Origin of the sequence: Streptomyces sp. NPDC000983, from assembly GCF_040299205.1 — a bacterium.
GTDB lineage: Bacteria > Actinomycetota > Actinomycetes > Streptomycetales > Streptomycetaceae > Streptomyces.
The window spans coordinates 23,778-42,052 of sequence record NZ_JBEPBM010000008.1 but is presented as its reverse complement, the minus strand read 5'-3'; the positions used below and the strand labels follow the sequence as shown (position 1 = coordinate 42,052).

Genomic DNA, 18,275 nt, shown 5'->3' with positions numbered 1-18,275 from the left:
GCGAGCCCGGCGCCGAGGAGAGGCGCCGGGCTCGTGGGGTACCGCGGACTACTTGATGCGGGTGCCCGTGGAACGCAGGTTGCCGCAGGCCTCCAGGACACGCGCGGCCATGCCGGCCTCGGCCAGCTTGCCCCAGGTCCGCGGGTCGTAGGTCTTCTTGTTGCCGACCTCGCCGTCGACCTTCAGGACGCCGTCGTAGTTCTGGAACATGTGGGCGGCGACCGGACGCGTGAAGGCGTACTGGGTGTCGGTGTCGAGGTTCATCTTCACGACGCCGTTCTCCAGCGCGGTGGCGATCTCCTCCGCGGTGGAGCCGGAGCCGCCGTGGAAGACGAAGTCGAACGGGCTGGACTTGCCGTACTTCTCGCCCACGCCCTGCTGGAGGTCCTTCAGCAGCTCGGGACGGAGGACCACGTTGCCCGGCTTGTACACGCCGTGCACGTTGCCGAAGGACGCGGCCAGCAGGTAGCGGCCCTTCTCGCCCAGGCCGAGGGCCTCGGCGGTGCGCAGCGCGTCGTCGACGGTGGTGTACAGCTCGTCGTTGATCTCGTGGGTGACGCCGTCCTCCTCGCCGCCGGTCGGGGTGATCTCGACCTCGAGGATGATCTTCGCGGCGGCGGCGCGGGGCAGCAGCTCCTGGGCGATGGCCAGGTTGTCGGCGAGGGTCTCGGCGGAGCCGTCCCACATGTGCGACTGGAACAGCGGGTTGCCGCCGGCCTTGACGCGCTCCTCGGACACGGCGATCAGCGGGCGCACGTAGGCGTCCAGCTTGTCCTTGGGACAGTGGTCGGTGTGCAGCGCGATGTTCACGTCGTACTTGGCGGCGACGATGTGCGCGAACTCGGCCAGGGCGACGGCGCCGGTGACCATGTCCTTGCTGTGCTGGCCGCCGAGGAACTCCGCACCACCGGTGGAGATCTGGACGATGCCGTCGCTCTCGGCCTCCGCGAAGCCGCGCAGCGCAGCGTGCAGGGTCTGGGAGGAGGTCACGTTGATGGCCGGGTAGGCGAACTTGCCTGCCTTCGCCCGGTCGAGCATCTCGTTGTAGACCTCGGGGGTTGCGATGGGCATCTGTCCGCTCCTTGTGATGTGCGGGTGGCGTTCTGCGTTCTTAAGGCCCTGACCTAGACCTGGGAGGCGACATCATCGTCGTCGGGCCACATCCTTCCAGACGAACCGGGATGCTCCGAGAGCTGTCTCAGCCCCCGGCCGCGCCCCGGCTCCGGCCGGCGGACTCAGTCCAGGCCGAGCTCGTCCTTGGAGTACGCGAAGCGGTACGGCACTCCCGCGCCCGCCTCGATCTTCTCGGCGGCGCCGGTCGCCCGGTCGACGATCGTCACCACGGCCACGACCTCGGCCCCGGCCTCGCGCACCGCCTCGACGGCGGTCAGCGGGGAACCGCCGGTGGTGGAGGTGTCCTCGACGACGAGGACCCGGCGGCCCGCGATGTCCGGGCCCTCGACGCGGCGCTGGAGGCCGTGCGCCTTGGCGGCCTTGCGGACGACGAACGCGTCCACCTTGCGGCCGCGGGCGGCGGCGGCGTGCAGGATGGCCGCGGCGACCGGGTCGGCGCCCATCGTCAGCCCGCCGACCGCGTCGAACTCCAGGTCGGCGGCGAGGTCCAGCAGGACCTGGCCGACCAGCGGGGCCGCCTCGCCGTCGAGCGTGATGCGGCGCAGGTCGACGTAGTAGTCGGCCTCCAGCCCCGAGGAGAGGGTCACCTTGCCGTGCACCACGGCCTTGTCCTTGATCTGCTGCAGCAGCGCGCCGCGAACGTCCGTCATGTCCGACAGCTTAGAGGCGGGTCCAGCTCCAGGTGGTCGTGGCCTCCAGCGGCTCCAGCGGGGTGACCAGGCGCGGGAGCGTGTTCAGGCCGTCGGGCGGGCCGGTCTGCGGCTCCACGCACACCGCCTCCTCCTGCTCGTCGTAGACGACGACCCAGCTCTCGGGGCTGGTGACCTTCAGCGCGAGCAGTCCGGGCCAGGTGAGGGTGACGTCGACGCCCTCCGGCATGCCGAAGCAGTCGTCCCAGGGGCCCGGCTCCGGATCGATCCGCTTGCCGGTGGGCAGGTGGTCGGCGCCGCGCTCCTCCTGCCAGGCGGGCGAGAAGTCGAGGGTGACGTCCGTGCCGCCGAGGGTGCGGTGGAACCACGGGTGCCAGCCGATCTGCGCCGGGAAGGAGTCCTGGTAGGTCTCCACCGACATGGTCAGCGTCAGCGAGTCCTCGGCGAGGGCGACGACCTGGGTGACCCGCGCCCGGTGCGGCCAGGGCTCCACCAGGTCGTACGTGATGACCGCCTCGTCGGCGCCGGCCCGGGCGGTGCGCCAGGCGCCGTCGCGGGCGGTGCCGTGGATCGCGTGCGGCGGGGCGTTCAGCGGCATCTGCCGTACGACGCCGCCGTCGAGGAAGCGGCCGTCCCTGGTCCGTCCGCACCAGGGGACCATCGGGAAGCAGCCGAAGCGTTCCCCCTGGCGCAGGAGTTCGGTCCCGCCCACCCGCAGTCCGCCGATCCGGCCGCCGTTGCCCGGTTGTACGGTCACCTCCGCGTCGCCCGCGGTCAGCGTGATGTCTTCGTTACTCACGGGACGACCCTATCTGGGGCGATCAAGAGGGCCGTGACCTCAGCGGCGCCTTCTGAGCACCCGGCCGACGACGATCGCGGACGCCACGGCGAGGGCGGCGGGGGCGGCCCAGCGCAGGGCGGAGGCGGACGGTACGGGCTGGGGGGCGGGGACGGGGGCGTAGCGGCCGCGGGGCGGGGCGTGGTCGACCTCTTCCGCACTGCGGCCGATCATGGTGCGGCGGGCGTGCGCGGCTTCGGGAGCGGCGTCCTGTGCCGCTGGGGCGGGGGGTTCGGCCTCGGCCTCGGCTTCGCCTTCGGCCGGTTCCTGGTTCCCACCCGCACCGCTCGTGCGGGTTTCGTCGTCGGGTGCGGGTGACCCCTGTGGGGCGGGCTCGACGTCGGCGGCCCCGGGTTCCTCGGGGGCCGTGGCCAGGTTCTCCGTGAAGCGGGTCAGCAGGCGTTTCATCGCCGCCTCGATCTGGTCCTGCGGGAGGGCGGTGATACGGCCGTCCGCGGTCGCCGTGGCCTCGGCGGTGAGGGTCGAGCCGTCCTCTGCGTCGCCCACCCGGAGCGTCAGCGACAGCTTCACCGAGCCGGTGCCCCGGGCCTCGGTCGCGTCTCCCTCCACGACGTACGAGCCGTCCGGGCGCTCCAGGACCGTCAGAGCACCCCGGTAGGTGATCGTGTGGCCGCCGACGCGGACCTTCAGCCGGCCGGACATCGGCGTCGGGGCCCCGGCGTCCTGCTGGAACCCGGGAAGCGCCCGGGCCACCCGAGCGGGATCGCGGAGCGCCTCCCGCAGCCGAGCCGCGGCAACCGGAACGAACACCTCAAGCTCCATGTCGGCCGAGCCTACCCAGCACAGCCGCCACCGCACCCCTCGTCGGCGTAATCTCCCGGCACGTCGGGGTGGAGCGGCCTCAGTACCGCGGATGCACCAGCGTCGACGGCGGCAGCCCCCGCACCCTCGACTCCCGTGCCGCGCGCGCGTCCTCCAGCAGTCGCGCACCGGTCAGTGTGCGCAGGTCCGGGCCCCTCGGGGAGAGCCCGAGCGGGGGCCGGGCGCCCTTCGCCGCCAGGACGAACCCCCAGTCGTGCGGCGCGTCACCCCGGCCCGAGGAGCGGTCCGGGCCCGCCGCGAACCCCGGGTCCCGGCCCGCCACGCAGTACGGCGCCGTCCGCAGGCCGGCCGCCCGCAGCGTCGCCTCGACCGTCCAGAAGACCCGGGGGCGGGAGACCACCGGACCGGCGTGCACCACCAGCCGGCCGCCGTCCCGCAGCGCCCGCGCGGCCAGGCCGTAGAACTCCTGCGAGTACAGCTTGGTGCTCGCCGTGATCCCCGGGTCGGGGAGGTCGGAGACGACCACGTCGTAGCGGTCCGGCGGCGGCTCGCGCAGATGGCGGAAGGCGTCCTCGGTGACCACGTGGACGCGGGGGTCGTCGAAGGCGCGGCCGTTGAGGCGCGCCAGCGCCGGGTCCTCGCGGGCCAGCCGGACCACCTCCGCGTCCAGCTCCACCACGTCCACCCGCCGCACGCCCGGGTGGCGCAGCACCTCGCGCGCCGCCAGCCCGTCGCCGCCGCCGAGGATCAGCACCCGCGCGTGCGGGCCGTTCATCGCGGGGTGGACGAGGGCCTCGTGGTAGCGGTGCTCGTCCCGCCCGCTGACCCGCAGGCGGCCGTCGAGGAAGAGGTCGACCGGGCGGCCGTGGGTGCCGCCGGTGAGGACCACCTCCTGGACGTCGGTCTGCACCGCCACCCGGACGTCGGCGCCGTACACCGCGCGGCGGGCGGCCCGTTCGAAGTCCTCGACGTGCAGGGCGGCCGCCGCGAGGACGGCGAGGACCGTGAGGTTGGCGGTGAGGAGCAGCAGGCAGGCGCGCCGGGTCAGGTCCCGGCGGAACAGCCCGAGGACGAGGGCGCCGCCCGCCACGGCGTTCACGGCGCCGGTGATCAGCGAGCCGGTCAGCTGGCCGAGCAGGGGCAGCAGCAGGAAGGGGAAGGCCAGCCCGCCGACGAGGGCGCCCACGTAGTCGGCGGCGAAGAGGTCGGCCACCGCGCCGCCCGCGTCCTGGCGCCGGATGCGCTGGATCAGCTCCATCAGCAGCGGCACCTCGGCGCCGATCAGCAGGCCGATGGCGAGGGAGAAGGCGACCAGCAGGACCCGGGGGCCCTCGCTCCACGGTCCGCCCCAGTCGCCGGTCCACGCGAACACCGCGTACAGCGCGGGCGCGCTGCACCCGCCGACCAGGGCGAGCACGGTCTCGATGGCGCCGAACCCGGCGGCGGCGTGCCACCGCAGGCGTTTGGCGACCAGGGAGCCGAGGCCCATCGCGAAGACCATGACGGAGAGCACCACGGACGCCTGGGTGACCGAGTCGCCGATCAAGTAGGAGGCGAGGGCGACCAGTTCGAGTTCGTACACGAGTCCGCAGGCGGCACAGACGAAGACGCAGGCGAGGACCAGCAGCCGTCCCGTCGCCGGCCGGACGGGCAGCCGCGCCGGGCCGTCCCGGGGCGGCGGGGCGCCCGGTGGGGCGGGCGGGTGCGCTTCGATCACGCTGCGACGTTACGTTACGCGAGGGTCACGCTTTGTCACCCACAAGTGTGGAACTGGCCCTCTAAACGGCCTCCAAACGCCCCTGCGCACCCGACGCGCTCAGCGCGCCCGCCGGAACCCGGACCCCGGCCCTGGTCCGGGTCGCGACCAACTGGCCGTCCTGCGGGTAGGCGTGCCAGGTCCGCCAGTGCACCTGGCCCTCGTGCCAGTGGGCCAGCATCGCGGTGAAGGCGTGCGGGCTGCCGGGGAAGACACCGGCCAGCCCGTTGGGGTGGTCGGCGACCAGGGCCAGCAACTCCTGTGCGCGGCCCGCGAACTGACCCGGCGCCAGGACCTCGACCCGGGCGGCGAACTCGTACTCCCAGTCGCCGATCCGTTTGGCGACACCGAGCGGGAGGGGGGTGCTGCTGCCGCGGATACAGGCCACCGTCTCCGAACAACTGCCCCGTTCCTCTTCGAGGAGCACCTGGTGGGACGCGCCGAGCAGCCGCAACTGGAGCTTCGCTCCGGACAGTTCGAGGTCGAGCGTGGCCAGGGCGGGGAGGGGTTCGCGCCCCAGGGCCCAGGCGAGATCGGCCGCGCGCGTGTCGGTGTAGGAGGTGTTCAGGGTCGTGAGCATGGATCGGCTCCGCAAGCACGCAAAGAAAGGGGGGAGGGGGAGGGAGATACAGGTCCGGCGCGACGCCGGCCGTCACCGGGAGATCGGCCCGGTCGGCCCTGCCGGCGATATGAGGGGGATGGCCGTGGGACGTCCGAGGGGCCGCGTTGGTGTTGTAGAGGGAATCATGAACGGTGGCGCCGCCACAGCGTTTTTACCCAACTTCGTGGGGTTTCCATCCCTCAGAGGGCCCCACAGCTCAACTGTTCAACAACCGCGCGCGTTGTGTCGCCCGGTGCGCACGCCGGAGCGTACGGGTGTGGTGTGCACACACGAACGGGGCCGCCCCCATGGGTGCTCACCCACGAACGGGACCGCCCGTGGGTGAGCACACGAACGGGGCCCACCCCCGTAGGTGGGCCCCGTCGTCCGGACGCGGTGCCGGGTACGAGCTCAGCTGCCCCGTGTCAGCTGCCTCCCCCGCATCCGCCTCCGCCGCCACCACCGCAGGACGACGACCCGCCCCCGCAGGACGACGAGCCTCCCCCGCACGACGAGCCGCCGCCGGAGTCCCCTCCGCCGACCCACCAGCTCCCGGAGCTGTCACCCGAGTCGCTCCGGCTGCGGCTGCGGCTGTGGCTGTGGCTGCGGCGCCCACTGGTGGACCGCACCCGCCCCCCACGACCGGCGCCGCGCACGCCCGCCACCACGAGCAGGGCCAGGAAAAGACCGAGCAGGATGATGCCGATGACCATGACGTCACCCTCCTTCCATTGCCGGGCAGCTCCCCCGAAGCGGCCCCCCGTGGGCGCCTCGCCAGCTGCGTGACCGGGAGATGCCCTCCCCGGCCGGCACCCAAAGCAGAGTTGAGGAACTCCAGAGCTTCGGCGCAGGATGGCCGGCATGACCTCTAGCGCGCGTCCCCTTCTCAACCGCAGCCTCGCCGAGTTCGGTACGACGGTCTTCGCCGAGATGTCGGCGCTGGCCCTGCGGACCGGATCCATCAACCTGGGCCAGGGATTCCCCGACACGGACGGGCCCGAGGAGATCCGGGAGGCGGCGGTGCGCGCGCTGCGCGACGGACGCGGCAACCAGTACCCGCCGGGCCCGGGCGTGCCCGAGCTGCGGCAGGCGGTGGCCGCGCACCAGGGGCGCCACTACGGGCTGACGTACGACCCGGACACCGAGGTGCTGGTGACGGCGGGCGCCACGGAGGCGATCGCGGCGACGCTGCTGGCCCTGCTGGAGCCGGGCGACGAGGTGGTGGCGCTGGAGCCGTACTACGACTCCTACGCGGCCTGCATCGCGATGGCCGGCGCGCGCCGGGTCCCGGTCACCCTGCGCCCGTCCGAGGGCCGCTTCCGGCTGGACCTGGACGAGCTGCGGGACGCCGTCACCGACCGCACCCGGCTGCTGCTGATCAACACCCCGCACAACCCGACCGGCACCGTCCTGACCCGCGAGGAGCTGGCCGCGGTGGCCGAGCTGGCCGTCGAGCGGGATCTGCTGGTCGTCACCGACGAGGTGTACGAGCACCTGGTCTTCGACGGGGCCGAGCATCTGCCGCTAGCAACCTTCCCCGGGATGCGGGAGCGGACGGTCACCATCGGCTCGGCGGGCAAGACGTACTCCTTCACCGGCTGGAAGGTCGGCTGGGTGACCGCCGCGCCCGGCCTGGTCGCGGCCGTGCGCTCGGCGAAGCAGTTCCTGACCTACGTCGCCTCCGGGCCCTTCCAGTACGCCGTCGCCGAGGCGCTCGCGCTGCCCGACTCCTACCTCACCGGGCTGCGCGCGGACATGCAGGCCAAGCGGAACCTGCTCGCGGCGGGGCTCGAAGCGGCCGGGTTCGAGGTGTTCACCTCGGCCGGCACCTACTTCATCACCACCGACATCCGCCCCCTCGGCGAGACCGACGGCTTCGCCTTCTGCCGCGCCCTGCCCGAGCGCGCCGGAGTCGTCGCCATCCCGAACGCGGTGTTCTACGACCACCGGGAAGCGGGAGCACCGTTCGTGCGGTTCGCGTTCTGCAAGCAGACCTCGGTGCTGGAGGAGGCGGTCTCCCGGCTCAAGTCGCTGGCCGCGTAACAGCCTTACAGTCCGTGGGCTGCTCCGTGCTCTTCCGGCCCACACCGGAGGAGCCCCGTGAGCCAAGCGTCGGCTCCACCTCCTCGAAGCGCGAACCGCCCGCGGCTACTCGGTGTCCTTCGGGTGTCGCGGAGAGGCGTACACAAGGATCACGGTCGAGGTGTCCGCGCTGACCAGGTAGCGGACCCTGCCACCGCTGGTGATTTCGTACTCCCACTGCTCCAGTTCGGAGCCCTTCCACTCCCTGGTGGCGTGTCTGCCTCGGAGCTGGTGCTGACGGTTCCAGTTGGCCCGCGACAGCGGGTCTGCGCGAAGGGCTTCCAGACAGCGATGCGCGTTCGGCAACGCCACCCTGCACAGCTCCTCCCAACCGGTCGCGGCCTCCGTCGTCCCGTGGATGACGTTCCAGCCGCTCAGCGGAGGGACGCTGACCCGATCGCCTTTCTTCGGGCTCACTCATACACCTCGACCGGGCCGAGGTCTACGGCACCAAGCGGACGGAGTGCTTCCCTGAGCTGGTCAGGGTCGGCGTTGATGCGGGCGGTGGCCCGCCACGAGACGATCGCCCGGTGCACAGCCTCCCTGGCGCCCAGTTCAGCGGCGTCGGACAGCGCTTCCAGAAGCTCGACAGTGAATTCCCGGACTTCCTCAGCGTCCAGGTGGCGCACCCACGGGAACACCTCGGGCAGCGCGAGCAAAAGCGACTTCGCACCGTCGTCCTGCTTCAACAACGCAAGGAACAGGCGGGACGCCGTGGTCAGGTTCTCCTCGGCGCGCTCTGCGTATATGGCCGTGGTCAACACCATGTCGGGCGCGTCTCGGTGCGTGACACGCAGGCATCCCAGGGCGGCGGCCCTGGCTGCGACAGCCTTCGGGTTCCGCGACAGATCGGTGAACGAGACAGACTCCGATTCGAATGCCAAGGGCGCGATGCTCATACTCAGACCGTACTCTGATTGTGCTCTGATTTCTATCAGGCGAGGTGCGTAGCAACTGAAAGCCCTACTCCTGCGACAGGGCCCGCCCCCTTCCGACGCTGCTACTGTGCCGCCGCCGAGTTCACGGGGGTGCCGACCTGACCCGACAACGAATGGGTGCATGGACACGGAATGACCTGGGTGACCGCCCCGCCCGGCCTGGTCGCGGCCGTGCGCTCGGCGAAGCAGTTCCTGACCTACGTCTCCTCCGGGCCGTTCCAGTACGCCGTCGCCGAGGCGCTCGCGCTGCCCGACTCCTACCTCACCGGGCTGCGCGCGGACATGCAGGCCAAGCGGGACCTGCTCGCGGCGGGGCTCGAAGCGACGGGCTTCGAGGTGTTCACCTCGGCCGGCACCTACTTCATCACCACCGACATCCGCCCCCTCGGCGAGACCGACGGCTTCGCCTTCTGCCGCGCCCTGCCCGAGCGCGCCGGAGTCGTCGCCATCCCCAACGCCGTCTTCTACGACCACCGGGACGCGGGCGCGCCCTTCGTCCGCTTCGCGTTCTGCAAGCGCACCGAGGTCCTCCAGGAGGCGGCGCAGCGGCTGAAGCGGCTCGCGGGCTGAAGCGCCCCGGGAGACGGCAAGAGCCCGCCCCGGGCGCGGCCTGGGTGGCCGGTGCCCCGGTCGGGCTCTCGTGTCGTGGAGGAGTGCCGGTTACTCCTCGTCGCCCTCGGGCTTCTCGGCGTCGTCGATCTCCTGCTCCAGGCCGAGCTGCTCCACGAGCCACTTGTCGAACTCGATCGCGGCGCGGACCCAGCTGACCGTGGAGGAGACGAAGTGCTCCAGGCTCACACCGGTGCCGATCAGCATCTGCGCCTCACCGATGAGGCGGACGGTGCCGTCGTCGTGGGTGTGGGTGTAGAGCTTGGGCCACAGGGTGCGCCGGTTCCAGTCGTCGATGGACTCCAGGAGCTGCGGCTTCTCCTCGATCTTGTGCGGGCGGTCGTAGAAGGTCCGCACGGAGAAGACCTGCTGGTCTCCCTCACCTCGGAACATGAAGTACGTGCGGAACTGCTCCCACGGCGCGACGAGGTCTCCCTCCTCGTCGACGAGGTGCTTCAGCTCCATCTGGTCGAGGAGCTGCTTTACGAGGTCCTGATCCGGGACGACGGGGCCCGCCGGTCCTTGGGGCTGCGGCTCGGGCTGGCCCCCGAAGTTCGGAATCGAGGACGGGTCGATGCTCACCGTGTTTTTCCCTTCGTACGGATTCCGCCATCCTCTCCCATGCGGGGAGGGGGGTGGCAAGCCCGACAGGGCCTGTCAGCCCTCGGCTGACATGATCTGGCCGGATGGCGCGGGCCGGGTGAAGGGCGGGGGAACGTGTACGGAACACCGGAGGGGGCGCGGGGGCGGACGCGGTGGGGGATCGTCGCCGCGATCCTGCTGCTGCCGGGGCTGGCGCTGGCGGGGGTCGTCGTCCTGGGTCTGCTGTGGGCGGTGAGCGACGACCCGCTCGGCGGCGGCCCCGAGCCGGTGCCCTGCGCGGACGTCCTGCACTTCGGCGGGGCCGAGCTGCCGGGCGGCGCCGAGGTGGTCGGGGCCTGCGAGGGACAGGGCTTCCAGGACCTCCACTACAGCGCCCACTTCCGGATGCCCCGGGCCGATGTGGCTCAGTGGCTGGAAATGTCGTACCCGTTCGCGCCGACGCCCGAGACGGGGGGCTGCGGGGTGTGGGAGGCGGATCTGTGCCTGACCGCCGAGGACCCCGCGGGGCATCCCGACGCGGGCGCCCATGTGGTGCAGGTCAATGTGGTGAACGAGGACGCCACGACCGCGCTGGTGCACTTCTCCGCGTACACGATGTGACGCCGACGGCCCGCCCCGAACCTTCCTGGGGCGGGCCGTCGTACGCAGGCGGCGCTACAGCGTCTTGCCGGTCGCCGAGCCCACGATCAGGCCGTCGCCGAAGACGTCGACGCGGACCGTGTCGCCGTCCTTGACCTCGCCCGCCAGGATCTCCCTGGCCAGCCGGTCGCCGATGGCCGTCTGGACCAGCCGGCGCAGCGGCCGGGCGCCGTAGGCCGGATCGTTGCCCTCCTCGGCCAGCCAGGCCAGGGCCGCGTCGGTGACCTCCAGGGCGAGGCGGCGCTCCGCGAGGCGCTTGGCCAGCCGGTCGATCTGGAGGCGGGCGATGCGGCCCAGCTCGTCCTTGGACAGCGCCGAGAAGACCACCAGGTCGTCGAGCCGGTTGAGGAACTCCGGCTTGAAGGCGGTGCGGACCACCTCCAGGACCTGCTGCTTCTTCTCCTCCTCGCTGGTGAGGGGGTCGACGAGGTACTGGCTGCCCAGGTTCGAGGTGAGCACCAGGATCGTGTTCCGGAAGTCGACCGTGCGGCCCTGGCCGTCGGTCAGCCTGCCGTCGTCCAGCACCTGGAGCAGGACGTCGAAGACCTCCGGGTGCGCCTTCTCCACCTCGTCCAGCAGCACCACCGAGTACGGGCGCCTGCGCACCGCCTCGGTCAGCTGGCCGCCCTCCTCGTAGCCGACGTAGCCGGGGGGCGCGCCGACCAGACGGGCCACGCTGTGCTTCTCGCCGTACTCCGACATGTCGATGCGGATCATGGCCCGCTCGTCGTCGAAGAGGAAGTCGGCCAGCGCCTTGGCCAGCTCCGTCTTGCCGACGCCGGTCGGGCCGAGGAAGAGGAAGGACCCGGTGGGCCGGTCGGGGTCGGCGATGCCCGCGCGGGTGCGGCGCACCGCGTCCGAGACCGCCCGCACCGCCTCCGGCTGGCCGATCAGCCGCCGCCCCAGCTCCTCCTCCATGCGCAGCAGCTTCTGCGTCTCGCCCTCCAGCAGGCGCCCGGCCGGGATGCCGGTCCAGGCGGCCACCGTGTCGGCGATGTCGTCGGCGCCGACCTCCTCCTTGACCATGGTGTCCACGGCGGCCTCCTCCTCGGCCCGGGAGGCTTCCTCCAGGTCCCGTTCCATGCCCGGGATCTCGCCGTAGAGGAGCTTGCTGGCGGTGTCGAAGTCGCCGTCGCGCTGGGCCCGTTCGGCCTGGCCGCGCAGCCCGTCGAGCTTCTCCTTCAGCTCGCCGACCCGGTTGAGGGACTGCTTCTCCTTCTCCCAGCGGGCGTTGAGGCCGCGCAGCTCCTCCTCCCGGTCGGCGAGGTCGCGGCGCAGCCGCTCCAGGCGCTCGCGGGAGGCGGCGTCGGTCTCCCTGCTGAGGGCCAGCTCCTCCATCTTCAACCGGTCGACGGAGCGCTGGAGTTCGTCGATCTCGACGGGCGAGGAGTCGATCTCCATCCGGAGCCGGGAGGCCGCCTCGTCGACCAGGTCGATGGCCTTGTCGGGCAGGAAGCGGGAGGTGATGTACCGGTCGGAGAGGGTGGCGGCGGCGACCAGCGCGCTGTCCGCGATCTGCACCTTGTGGTGGGCCTCGTAGCGGCCCTTGAGCCCGCGCAGGATCGCGATGGTGTCCTCGACCGTGGGCTCGGCCACCAGCACCTGCTGGAAGCGCCGCTCCAGGGCGGGGTCCTTCTCGATCCGCTCGCGGTACTCGTCGAGGGTGGTGGCGCCGACCATGCGCAGCTCACCGCGGGCGAGCATCGGCTTGAGCATGTTGCCCGCGTCCATCGAGGAGTCCCCGCCGGCGCCGGCGCCCACGACGGTGTGCAGCTCGTCGATGAAGGTGATGATCTGCCCGTCGGAGTCCTTGATCTCCGCCAGGACCGTCTTGAGCCGCTCCTCGAACTCGCCGCGGTACTTGGCCCCGGCGACCATCGCGCCGAGGTCCAGCGCCACCAGCCGCTTCTCCTTCAGCGACTCGGGCACGTCCCCCTTCACGATCCGCTGGGCGAGCCCCTCGACGACGGCGGTCTTGCCGACGCCGGGCTCGCCGATCAGCACCGGGTTGTTCTTCGTACGGCGCGACAGCACCTGGACGACCCGGCGGATCTCCTGGTCCCGGCCGATGACCGGGTCGAGCCGGCCCTCGCGGGCGGCGGCCGTGAAGTCGGTGCCGAACTTCTCCAGGGCCTTGTACTGGCCCTCCGGGTCGGCTGTGGTCACCCGACGTCCTCCCCTCGCCTTGCGGAACGCCTCCAGCAGCTTCTTCGCGGTGGCGCCCTGTGCGGAGAGTACGTCGCCGGCCGGGCCGCCCTTCGCCGCGGTCCCGATCAGCAGGTGCTCGGTGGAGAGGTACTCGTCGCCGAGCTCCCGGGCCTTCGCCTGCGCCTCGGCGATCACCTGGAGCAGTTCGCGGTTGGGCTGCGGCGGCGCGACCGTCGACCCGGTCACGCTGGGCAGCGATGCGAGCACCTTCTCGGCGCCCGCGCGGACGGCGGCCTGGTCGGCCTCGACGCCCGCCAGCAGGTCGGTGATGTTCTCGTTCTCGCGCCCCTGGAGCAGGGCCAGCAGCAGGTGGGCGGGGGTGAGGTCCGGATGGCCCTCGGTCACGGCCCGGTTGCTCGCCGCGTTGATGGCGTCCCGGCTCCGGTTGGTCAGCTCTGCGTCCACTGGTGCGTTCTCCTCCTGTCGGCAGCCCTCATCCACGCTGACTCAAGCAACGTACACAAAGTTGAGTCTATTCCACTCAAGTAGGTGCCGGGGCGGTTCCGGCGACTAAGTTCCGGCCCATGAGCTACTCCGTGGACCCCGGCACCCCCGACGAGCCCTTCCTCACCTTCTGGCGGGAACGGCATCTGTGCACCCTGACCACCCCGCGCCCGGACGGCAGCCCGCACGTGGTGCCGGTGGGGGTCACCTACGACCCCGAGGCGCGGCTGGCGCGGGTGATCACCAACGGGTCGAGCCGGAAGGTGCGCAACATCCTGGCCGCCGGGCCCGAGGGGGCCCGGGTCGCGGTGTGCCAGATGGCCGGTAAGCGCTGGGCGACGCTGGAGGGGGTGGCGCGGGTGCGCACCGAACCGGAGCGGGTCGCGGAGGCGGTGCGGCGGTACGCCGAGCGCTACGAACGGCAACCCTCGCCGAACCCCGCGCGCGTGGTGATCGAGATCGAACTGACGCGGGCCATGGGGCGGGGCTGAACCGTGGGACCGATGGTTTTCGGCCAGCGAGCGGGCCTGCGGATACCCGGATGTACCCGGTGAAACTGCAGCGGCGTCACCGTGTTCAGGTCACGGTGACGCCGCTGCGGGGGGAAGCACCTGAGCGATCTGTTACGACGGGGGAATCGCGTCAGGCACTGCGGGGGGTGGCTGAGATGGTCGGGGTGGCCGAGACCTCCGGTTCCACCAGCTGCTGGTGGTCCCGCTGATCCAGGTTCACAAAGATCATTCCGTAGCGAATGGCACATCGCACCGGCTGTGGCGCACCGCGGGGCCGCCGCAGGCACCGGTAGGCCCGCACGTCCTCGTCCTCGTCCCGGGTGACGACTACCGGTTCTCCGAAGACGGTCACCATCAGCGAGTCACCGGAGTGGGGGATGGCGGTGACCAGATCGATGAAGTGCCAGCCGGAGCGGTAGGCGGTGGCCATTTCGCGACGGAAGGAGCGGTCGTCGGGTGGGGTCGTCATGCCGGAGCGCTCCAACTGCTGTCGTCCGTACCCCACGAACTGTCGGCCGGGCTCTCGGACGCAACGATCGCCCAACTGCTGTCCCCGGGGGCGGCCACAGTTCCCGAACGCCAGCTACTGTCCCCGAGCGCGTCGCCCTTCGTCGCCGAGAGGCCGCTCAGCACCCCGAGAGCCACAACAGCGGAGAAGGCAGCGGCGAGCGCCGAGCGAAGCATCGTGTTCTGCATGGTCGGCTTCGTCCTCACTGAAGGTCACCTCTCCCCCGTCGACTACGACGATGGCTCATTCAGGCACGTCATGGCCACACGATCGGTGCATCATGTTCCTGCATGTTCAGGACCCTGGGGGGTGGAGATTTCAGGATGAATCCGACCAACACTACGCATCCCCACGCCGAGACCGACCTGTGCGAGGAAGGTGGCCGTCTTTATGCCACCGCCCTGCGCATGGGACGGATCGCGCGCTCCGACGCGGAACCGGCTCCCTGCCTGATGGAGTCCGCGCTGCTCCACCCGGATCCTGACGACCCCAACTGGCTCCGCCCGCTGCCCCCGTCGGTCGCCCTGGCCCAGCGGCTCAACCCGCTGGAGCGGGAGATAGCCGAGCGCAGACGGCTCTCCGTCAGCCTCACCGAGGCGTTCGAGCCGTTCATGGCCCTCAGCGCCCAGTCGGCGGCCCCGACGCACGCCATCACCGTGCTGGAGGGCCTCGAACGCATCAACGTGGCCCTCGACCTCGCCACCTCCCAGTGCAAGCACGAGATGCTCACCGTCCAGCCGAGCCGCCGCCGTATGGAACGTACCCTCACCAAGGCCCTGGAACGCGACCGGCCGCTGATCGAGCGGGGCTGCCGCATCCGGACCCTGTATCAACATCCTGCACGCTACAGCCCCGAGACACTGGCCTACGTCGCCCAGTTCACCGACGGCAAGGTGGAGTACCGCACGATCGACGAACTCGTCGAGCGCCTCATCATCTGCGACGAGACCGTGGCCTTCATCCCCACCCGCGACGACGGGGAGATCGCGCTCGAACTGCGTCATCCCGGGCTGGTCCGCTACCTGATCAAGGTCTTCGAGTTCATGTGGGGCCGCGCCGTCCCGCTGAGCGCCGGCGCCCCCTACGAGACCGCTCCCGACGGCATCACGGACATCCAGCACTCCATCGCCAAGCTCCTGGTCGACGGCTACGTCGACGAGGCGATCGCCCGGCGCCTGGGGATGAACGTGCGCACCTGCCGCGCGCACATCGCCAAACTCGCGACCGCCCTCGGCAGCGGCAGCCGCGCCCAACTGGGCTTCCTGATAGCCCGGTCGGGCATCCTGCAGTCCGACGAACCGCTGCCGTCGGGGGACCTCGACCCCTGAACGGCCCCGGCTCAGGGGGCGGTCGGGGCCTCCTGACCGGGCAGGGTGAACGACCGGGGCGGCCCGTCGAGGCCGGCCTGGGCGATACGGACGCCCAGCTGGGTACGGCTGGCCGCGCCGAGCGTCTCCGAGAGCCGGGCGATATGGGCGCGGCAGGTGCGGACGCTGATGCCGAGGCGTTCGGCGATCACCGCGTCCTGGTGCCCCTCGGCGAGCAGCGCGGCGATGGACCGCTCCCGGTAGGAGATGCCCTCGATGCCGGTCTCGGGCAGCGGCGCGGTGAGCGGGATCGCCAGCCGCCACAGCCGCTCGAAGACCGTCACCAGGTACTGCACCAGCGCCGGGTGGCGCAGCTCCAGGGCCAGGGTGCGGTCGGCGTTGGCGGGGATGAAGGCCACCGTGCGGTCGAAGAGGATGAGCCGGTCGATGACCTCCTCCAGGGTCCGCGCCTGGACCGCGTCGCCCATCAGCTCCAGGTAGTTGAGCAGCCCCTGCCCGTGCCGGGCGACATGGGTGTACAGGTCGCGCATCCGGACCCCGCGCCCCCGGAGGGCCGTCGCCCGGTGCAGGCCCTCCGTCAGCTCGTGCTCGGGGCGGATGCCGCCCGGCTGGACGGTGAGCACCTCCGTGGTGCAGGCGGCGGTCGCCTGGTCCATGGCGGCCTGGATGCGGGAGAGCCCGTCCAGGACCCGGATCGCCGCGCCCTCGCCCGGGGCGCCGTGCGGCTGCGGGCCCAGGCCCGCGTACCACTCGAAGGCCGCGACCGCCGAGCCCATCCGGTGCTGGCTCGCGCTGACCTCGTCGTAGACCCCGCGCAGCAGCCGGGTCATGACCTCCTGCGGGGAGGTCGGCACCAGCCAGTCCATGTCGTCCGGGTCCGGGTGCAGCAGGGCCAGCTCCAGCAGGCAGGGCACCGCGTCCGCGTCCGCCCGGAGCACCCGGCCCCGCCGTACGGCCCTGGAGTACACCCGGTCCCCGGCCTCGCACAGCCGGTCAGCGCCGTGTGGATGCCCGTCCGTCCCGTGCCCGGCCATCGCCCACCCCTGGCTGCCCCGTCCTCACCGCACACGATGCCGCGGTGTTCGATCCCTGCGCCCGCGTCCACGGGCGACGCCCGTGACTTCCGCACGGCAACTATGCGCGGAGGGGCCCGCCGGTGCAACACGCCCCCGGCTCCCGCGGCCCCGCCCCACCCGCCGGCTCCGCAAGCGGACGACGTCGCTCACCGCTTCGGCGGCGCCTCCTCGGGCCAAGAGGAACGGCGGCCGACACCCCCTGCGGGCACGACGAAGTGCCCCGGCCGGCGGTCCGGTCGGGGCACTGACGCGTGGGGCGGATCGGCTACTCCTTGAGGCCGATCTCGTCGCAGGACGCCTCGTACTTGGCGGCGCAGATCTCGGAGATCTTGTAGATGCCGTCGTTGACAACGGTGTCGATGATGTTCTCCCGGGTCAGCGCGACCACGGGGACGAGCTGGGAGGGGATGTCCTTGGCGGTGGGGCTGTCGACCCGGTCCGCCGTCAGGGAGTCGAACTTGATGTCCTTGCCCTGGACCTTGGCCACGGCCATCTCGGCCGCCGCCTCCGCCTCCTCGGGGTAGGACTTGTAGACGCTCATGTACTGCTCGCCGGTGACGATCCGCTGCACGGCGTCGAGTTCGGCGTCCTGGCCGGTGATCGGGGGCAGCTCGGTGACGCCCGCGGCCTCCAGGGCCTTGATGACACCGGCGGCCATGCCGTCGTTGGCGGAGTAGACGGCCGCGATGTTGGACGCGCCGATCTCGTTGATCGCCTCGGTCATGTTGGCCGTGGCGTTCTCCGGCTTCCAGTCCGTGGTGTCGTAGGTCTTGGCGATCGTCACCTGGCCGTTGAGCTCGGAGAGCGCGCCCGCCTTGAACTGCTTGGCGTTGGGGTCGGTCGGCGAGCCGTTCATCATGACGATCTTCGTCGAGGTGTCGACGTCACCGCCGAGCGCGGCCATCAGCGACCGGCCCTGCACCTCGCCGACCAGCTCGTTGTCGAAGGAGATGTACGCGTCGATCGGGCCCTCGGCGAGGCGGTCGTAGGCGATGACCGGGATGCCGGCCTCCTTGGCCTTCTCCACGTCGGTCGCGATGGCCTTGGAGTCCACGGCGTCCAGCAGGATGACGTCGACCTTGTCGTCGATCATCTTCTGCATCTGCTTGCTCTGCTCACCGGCGTCGGCGTCCGCGTTGGAGTAGACGACCTGGCCCTTGTTGTCGGTGAGCTCGGCGACCTTGGCCCGGATGATCGGGTGGTCGAACTTGTCGTACCGCGTGTTGGCCGTCTCCGGCAGCAGCAGACCCACCGTGATGTCGTCGCCCTTGGTCGGGCTCGCGTCGGCGCTGTCCCCCGACACACCGAGGGCGCCACAGGCGGACAGCGAAAGGGTCATCGAGGACGCGGCCACGGATATGGCGATACGACGCATTGGGGAACTCACTTCTGGTGCCTTCCGGACGCGGGCGCAGCATTACGACCCAGGTGACTGAAAAGCCAACGCGGCGGCACCCCCCAGCGTCAAGCGGAATCACTTAACGAACCCGCAACGCCACGCTCCGCTTGAGTTGTGAAGGTATGGCGGAATCGCCTCCAAACACCCGTTACGGACTCTCCACCGCC

At 71.3% G+C, this 18,275-nt stretch carries 17 protein-coding genes and 1 pseudogene; 5 read left to right on the top strand and 13 right to left on the bottom strand.

Translation table 11 applies throughout. The features are described 5' to 3' along the window. Positions 1 to 48: 48 nt before the first annotated feature. The 6 genes from fbaA to ABT296_RS11380 form a co-directional block, all read right to left on the bottom strand. Positions 49 to 1,071: a class II fructose-bisphosphate aldolase gene (gene fbaA, locus ABT296_RS11405; RefSeq protein ID WP_351925746.1), complete on the bottom strand. Its 1,023-nt coding sequence runs from the start codon at positions 1,069 to 1,071 to the stop codon at positions 49 to 51. A 164-nt stretch (positions 1,072 to 1,235) separates the two neighbouring features. Next, positions 1,236 to 1,784 carry an orotate phosphoribosyltransferase gene (pyrE, locus tag ABT296_RS11400; protein WP_351925744.1) on the bottom strand — a complete coding sequence of 183 codons (549 nt, stop codon included), beginning with the start codon at positions 1,782 to 1,784 and terminating at the stop codon, positions 1,236 to 1,238. 10 nt (positions 1,785 to 1,794) lie between these two features. After that, entirely contained in the window at positions 1,795 to 2,583 is a 789-nt protein-coding gene (locus ABT296_RS11395; protein ID WP_351925742.1) for an aldose epimerase family protein, read from the bottom strand. Between the two features lie 39 nt (positions 2,584 to 2,622). After that, a complete protein-coding gene (locus tag ABT296_RS11390; protein ID WP_351925740.1) occupies positions 2,623 to 3,405 on the bottom strand; it encodes an SRPBCC family protein in 783 nt (260 codons plus the stop codon). A 79-nt stretch (positions 3,406 to 3,484) separates the two neighbouring features. Beyond that, complete coding sequence (locus tag ABT296_RS11385; RefSeq protein WP_351925738.1) at positions 3,485 to 5,122, bottom strand: polyamine aminopropyltransferase; 1,638 nt, start codon at positions 5,120 to 5,122, stop codon at positions 3,485 to 3,487. 61 nt (positions 5,123 to 5,183) lie between these two features. Then, a complete protein-coding gene (locus tag ABT296_RS11380; protein WP_351925736.1) occupies positions 5,184 to 5,741 on the bottom strand; it encodes a DUF2617 family protein in 558 nt (185 codons plus the stop codon). A gap of 873 nt (positions 5,742 to 6,614) precedes the next feature. Here ABT296_RS11380 and ABT296_RS11375 point away from each other — a divergent pair. After that, the gene (locus tag ABT296_RS11375) at positions 6,615 to 7,805 is read left to right on the top strand and encodes a pyridoxal phosphate-dependent aminotransferase (RefSeq protein WP_351925734.1); all 1,191 of its coding nucleotides are present in this window, start codon (positions 6,615 to 6,617) and stop codon (positions 7,803 to 7,805) included. Positions 7,806 to 7,910: 105 nt separating this feature from the next. On the opposite strand, the gene ABT296_RS11370 is transcribed toward ABT296_RS11375, so the two are convergent. Together ABT296_RS11370 and ABT296_RS11365 are read right to left on the bottom strand one after the other, a co-directional pair. Then, the gene (locus ABT296_RS11370; protein ID WP_351925732.1) at positions 7,911 to 8,261 is read right to left on the bottom strand and encodes a hypothetical protein; all 351 of its coding nucleotides are present in this window, start codon (positions 8,259 to 8,261) and stop codon (positions 7,911 to 7,913) included. Continuing rightward, positions 8,258 to 8,743 (bottom strand): prevent-host-death family protein, encoded by a 486-nt coding sequence (locus tag ABT296_RS11365; RefSeq protein ID WP_351925730.1) that lies wholly within the window; start codon positions 8,741 to 8,743, stop codon positions 8,258 to 8,260. Before ABT296_RS11365 ends, ABT296_RS11370 begins: the two co-directional genes overlap by 4 nt. Positions 8,744 to 8,905: 162 nt before the next feature. On the opposite strand from ABT296_RS11365, the pseudogene ABT296_RS11360 reads away from it, so the two are divergent. After that, positions 8,906 to 9,352 (top strand): annotated as a pseudogene (locus tag ABT296_RS11360) (aminotransferase class I/II-fold pyridoxal phosphate-dependent enzyme); the annotation flags it as partial. 90 nt (positions 9,353 to 9,442) lie between these two features. On the opposite strand, the gene ABT296_RS11355 reads toward ABT296_RS11360, so the two are convergent. Then, the gene (locus tag ABT296_RS11355) at positions 9,443 to 9,973 is read right to left on the bottom strand and encodes a YbjN domain-containing protein (RefSeq protein ID WP_351925728.1); all 531 of its coding nucleotides are present in this window, start codon (positions 9,971 to 9,973) and stop codon (positions 9,443 to 9,445) included. Between the two features lie 135 nt (positions 9,974 to 10,108). On the opposite strand from ABT296_RS11355, the gene ABT296_RS11350 reads away from it, so the two are divergent. Then, a complete protein-coding gene (locus tag ABT296_RS11350) occupies positions 10,109 to 10,594 on the top strand; it encodes a hypothetical protein (protein ID WP_351925726.1) in 486 nt (161 codons plus the stop codon). Positions 10,595 to 10,648: 54 nt separating this feature from the next. Here ABT296_RS11350 and clpB read toward each other — a convergent pair whose 3' ends face one another. After that, positions 10,649 to 13,246, bottom strand: a complete 2,598-nt coding sequence (gene clpB / locus ABT296_RS11345) for an ATP-dependent chaperone ClpB (RefSeq protein ID WP_351925724.1) — start codon at positions 13,244 to 13,246, stop codon at positions 10,649 to 10,651. Positions 13,247 to 13,365: 119 nt separating this feature from the next. Between clpB and ABT296_RS11340 the strand changes: the two genes are divergently transcribed. Next, the gene (locus ABT296_RS11340; RefSeq protein ID WP_351925722.1) at positions 13,366 to 13,776 is read left to right on the top strand and encodes a pyridoxamine 5'-phosphate oxidase family protein; all 411 of its coding nucleotides are present in this window, start codon (positions 13,366 to 13,368) and stop codon (positions 13,774 to 13,776) included. A gap of 151 nt (positions 13,777 to 13,927) precedes the next feature. Here ABT296_RS11340 and ABT296_RS11335 read toward each other — a convergent pair whose 3' ends face one another. Further along, entirely contained in the window at positions 13,928 to 14,266 is a 339-nt protein-coding gene (locus ABT296_RS11335; protein ID WP_351925721.1) for a hypothetical protein, read from the bottom strand. Positions 14,267 to 14,628: 362 nt separating this feature from the next. Here ABT296_RS11335 and ABT296_RS11330 point away from each other — a divergent pair, with 362 nt between their 5' ends. Beyond that, positions 14,629 to 15,633, top strand: a complete 1,005-nt coding sequence (locus ABT296_RS11330; protein WP_351925720.1) for a helix-turn-helix transcriptional regulator — start codon at positions 14,629 to 14,631, stop codon at positions 15,631 to 15,633. Positions 15,634 to 15,644: 11 nt separating this feature from the next. On the opposite strand, the gene ABT296_RS11325 is transcribed toward ABT296_RS11330, so the two are convergent. Both ABT296_RS11325 and ABT296_RS11320 read right to left on the bottom strand, forming a co-directional pair. Further along, a complete protein-coding gene (locus ABT296_RS11325; protein WP_351925718.1) occupies positions 15,645 to 16,667 on the bottom strand; it encodes a helix-turn-helix transcriptional regulator in 1,023 nt (340 codons plus the stop codon). A gap of 307 nt (positions 16,668 to 16,974) precedes the next feature. Then, positions 16,975 to 18,084 carry a substrate-binding domain-containing protein gene (locus ABT296_RS11320; protein WP_351925716.1) on the bottom strand — a complete coding sequence of 370 codons (1,110 nt, stop codon included), beginning with the start codon at positions 18,082 to 18,084 and terminating at the stop codon, positions 16,975 to 16,977. Positions 18,085 to 18,275 lie beyond the last annotated feature (191 nt).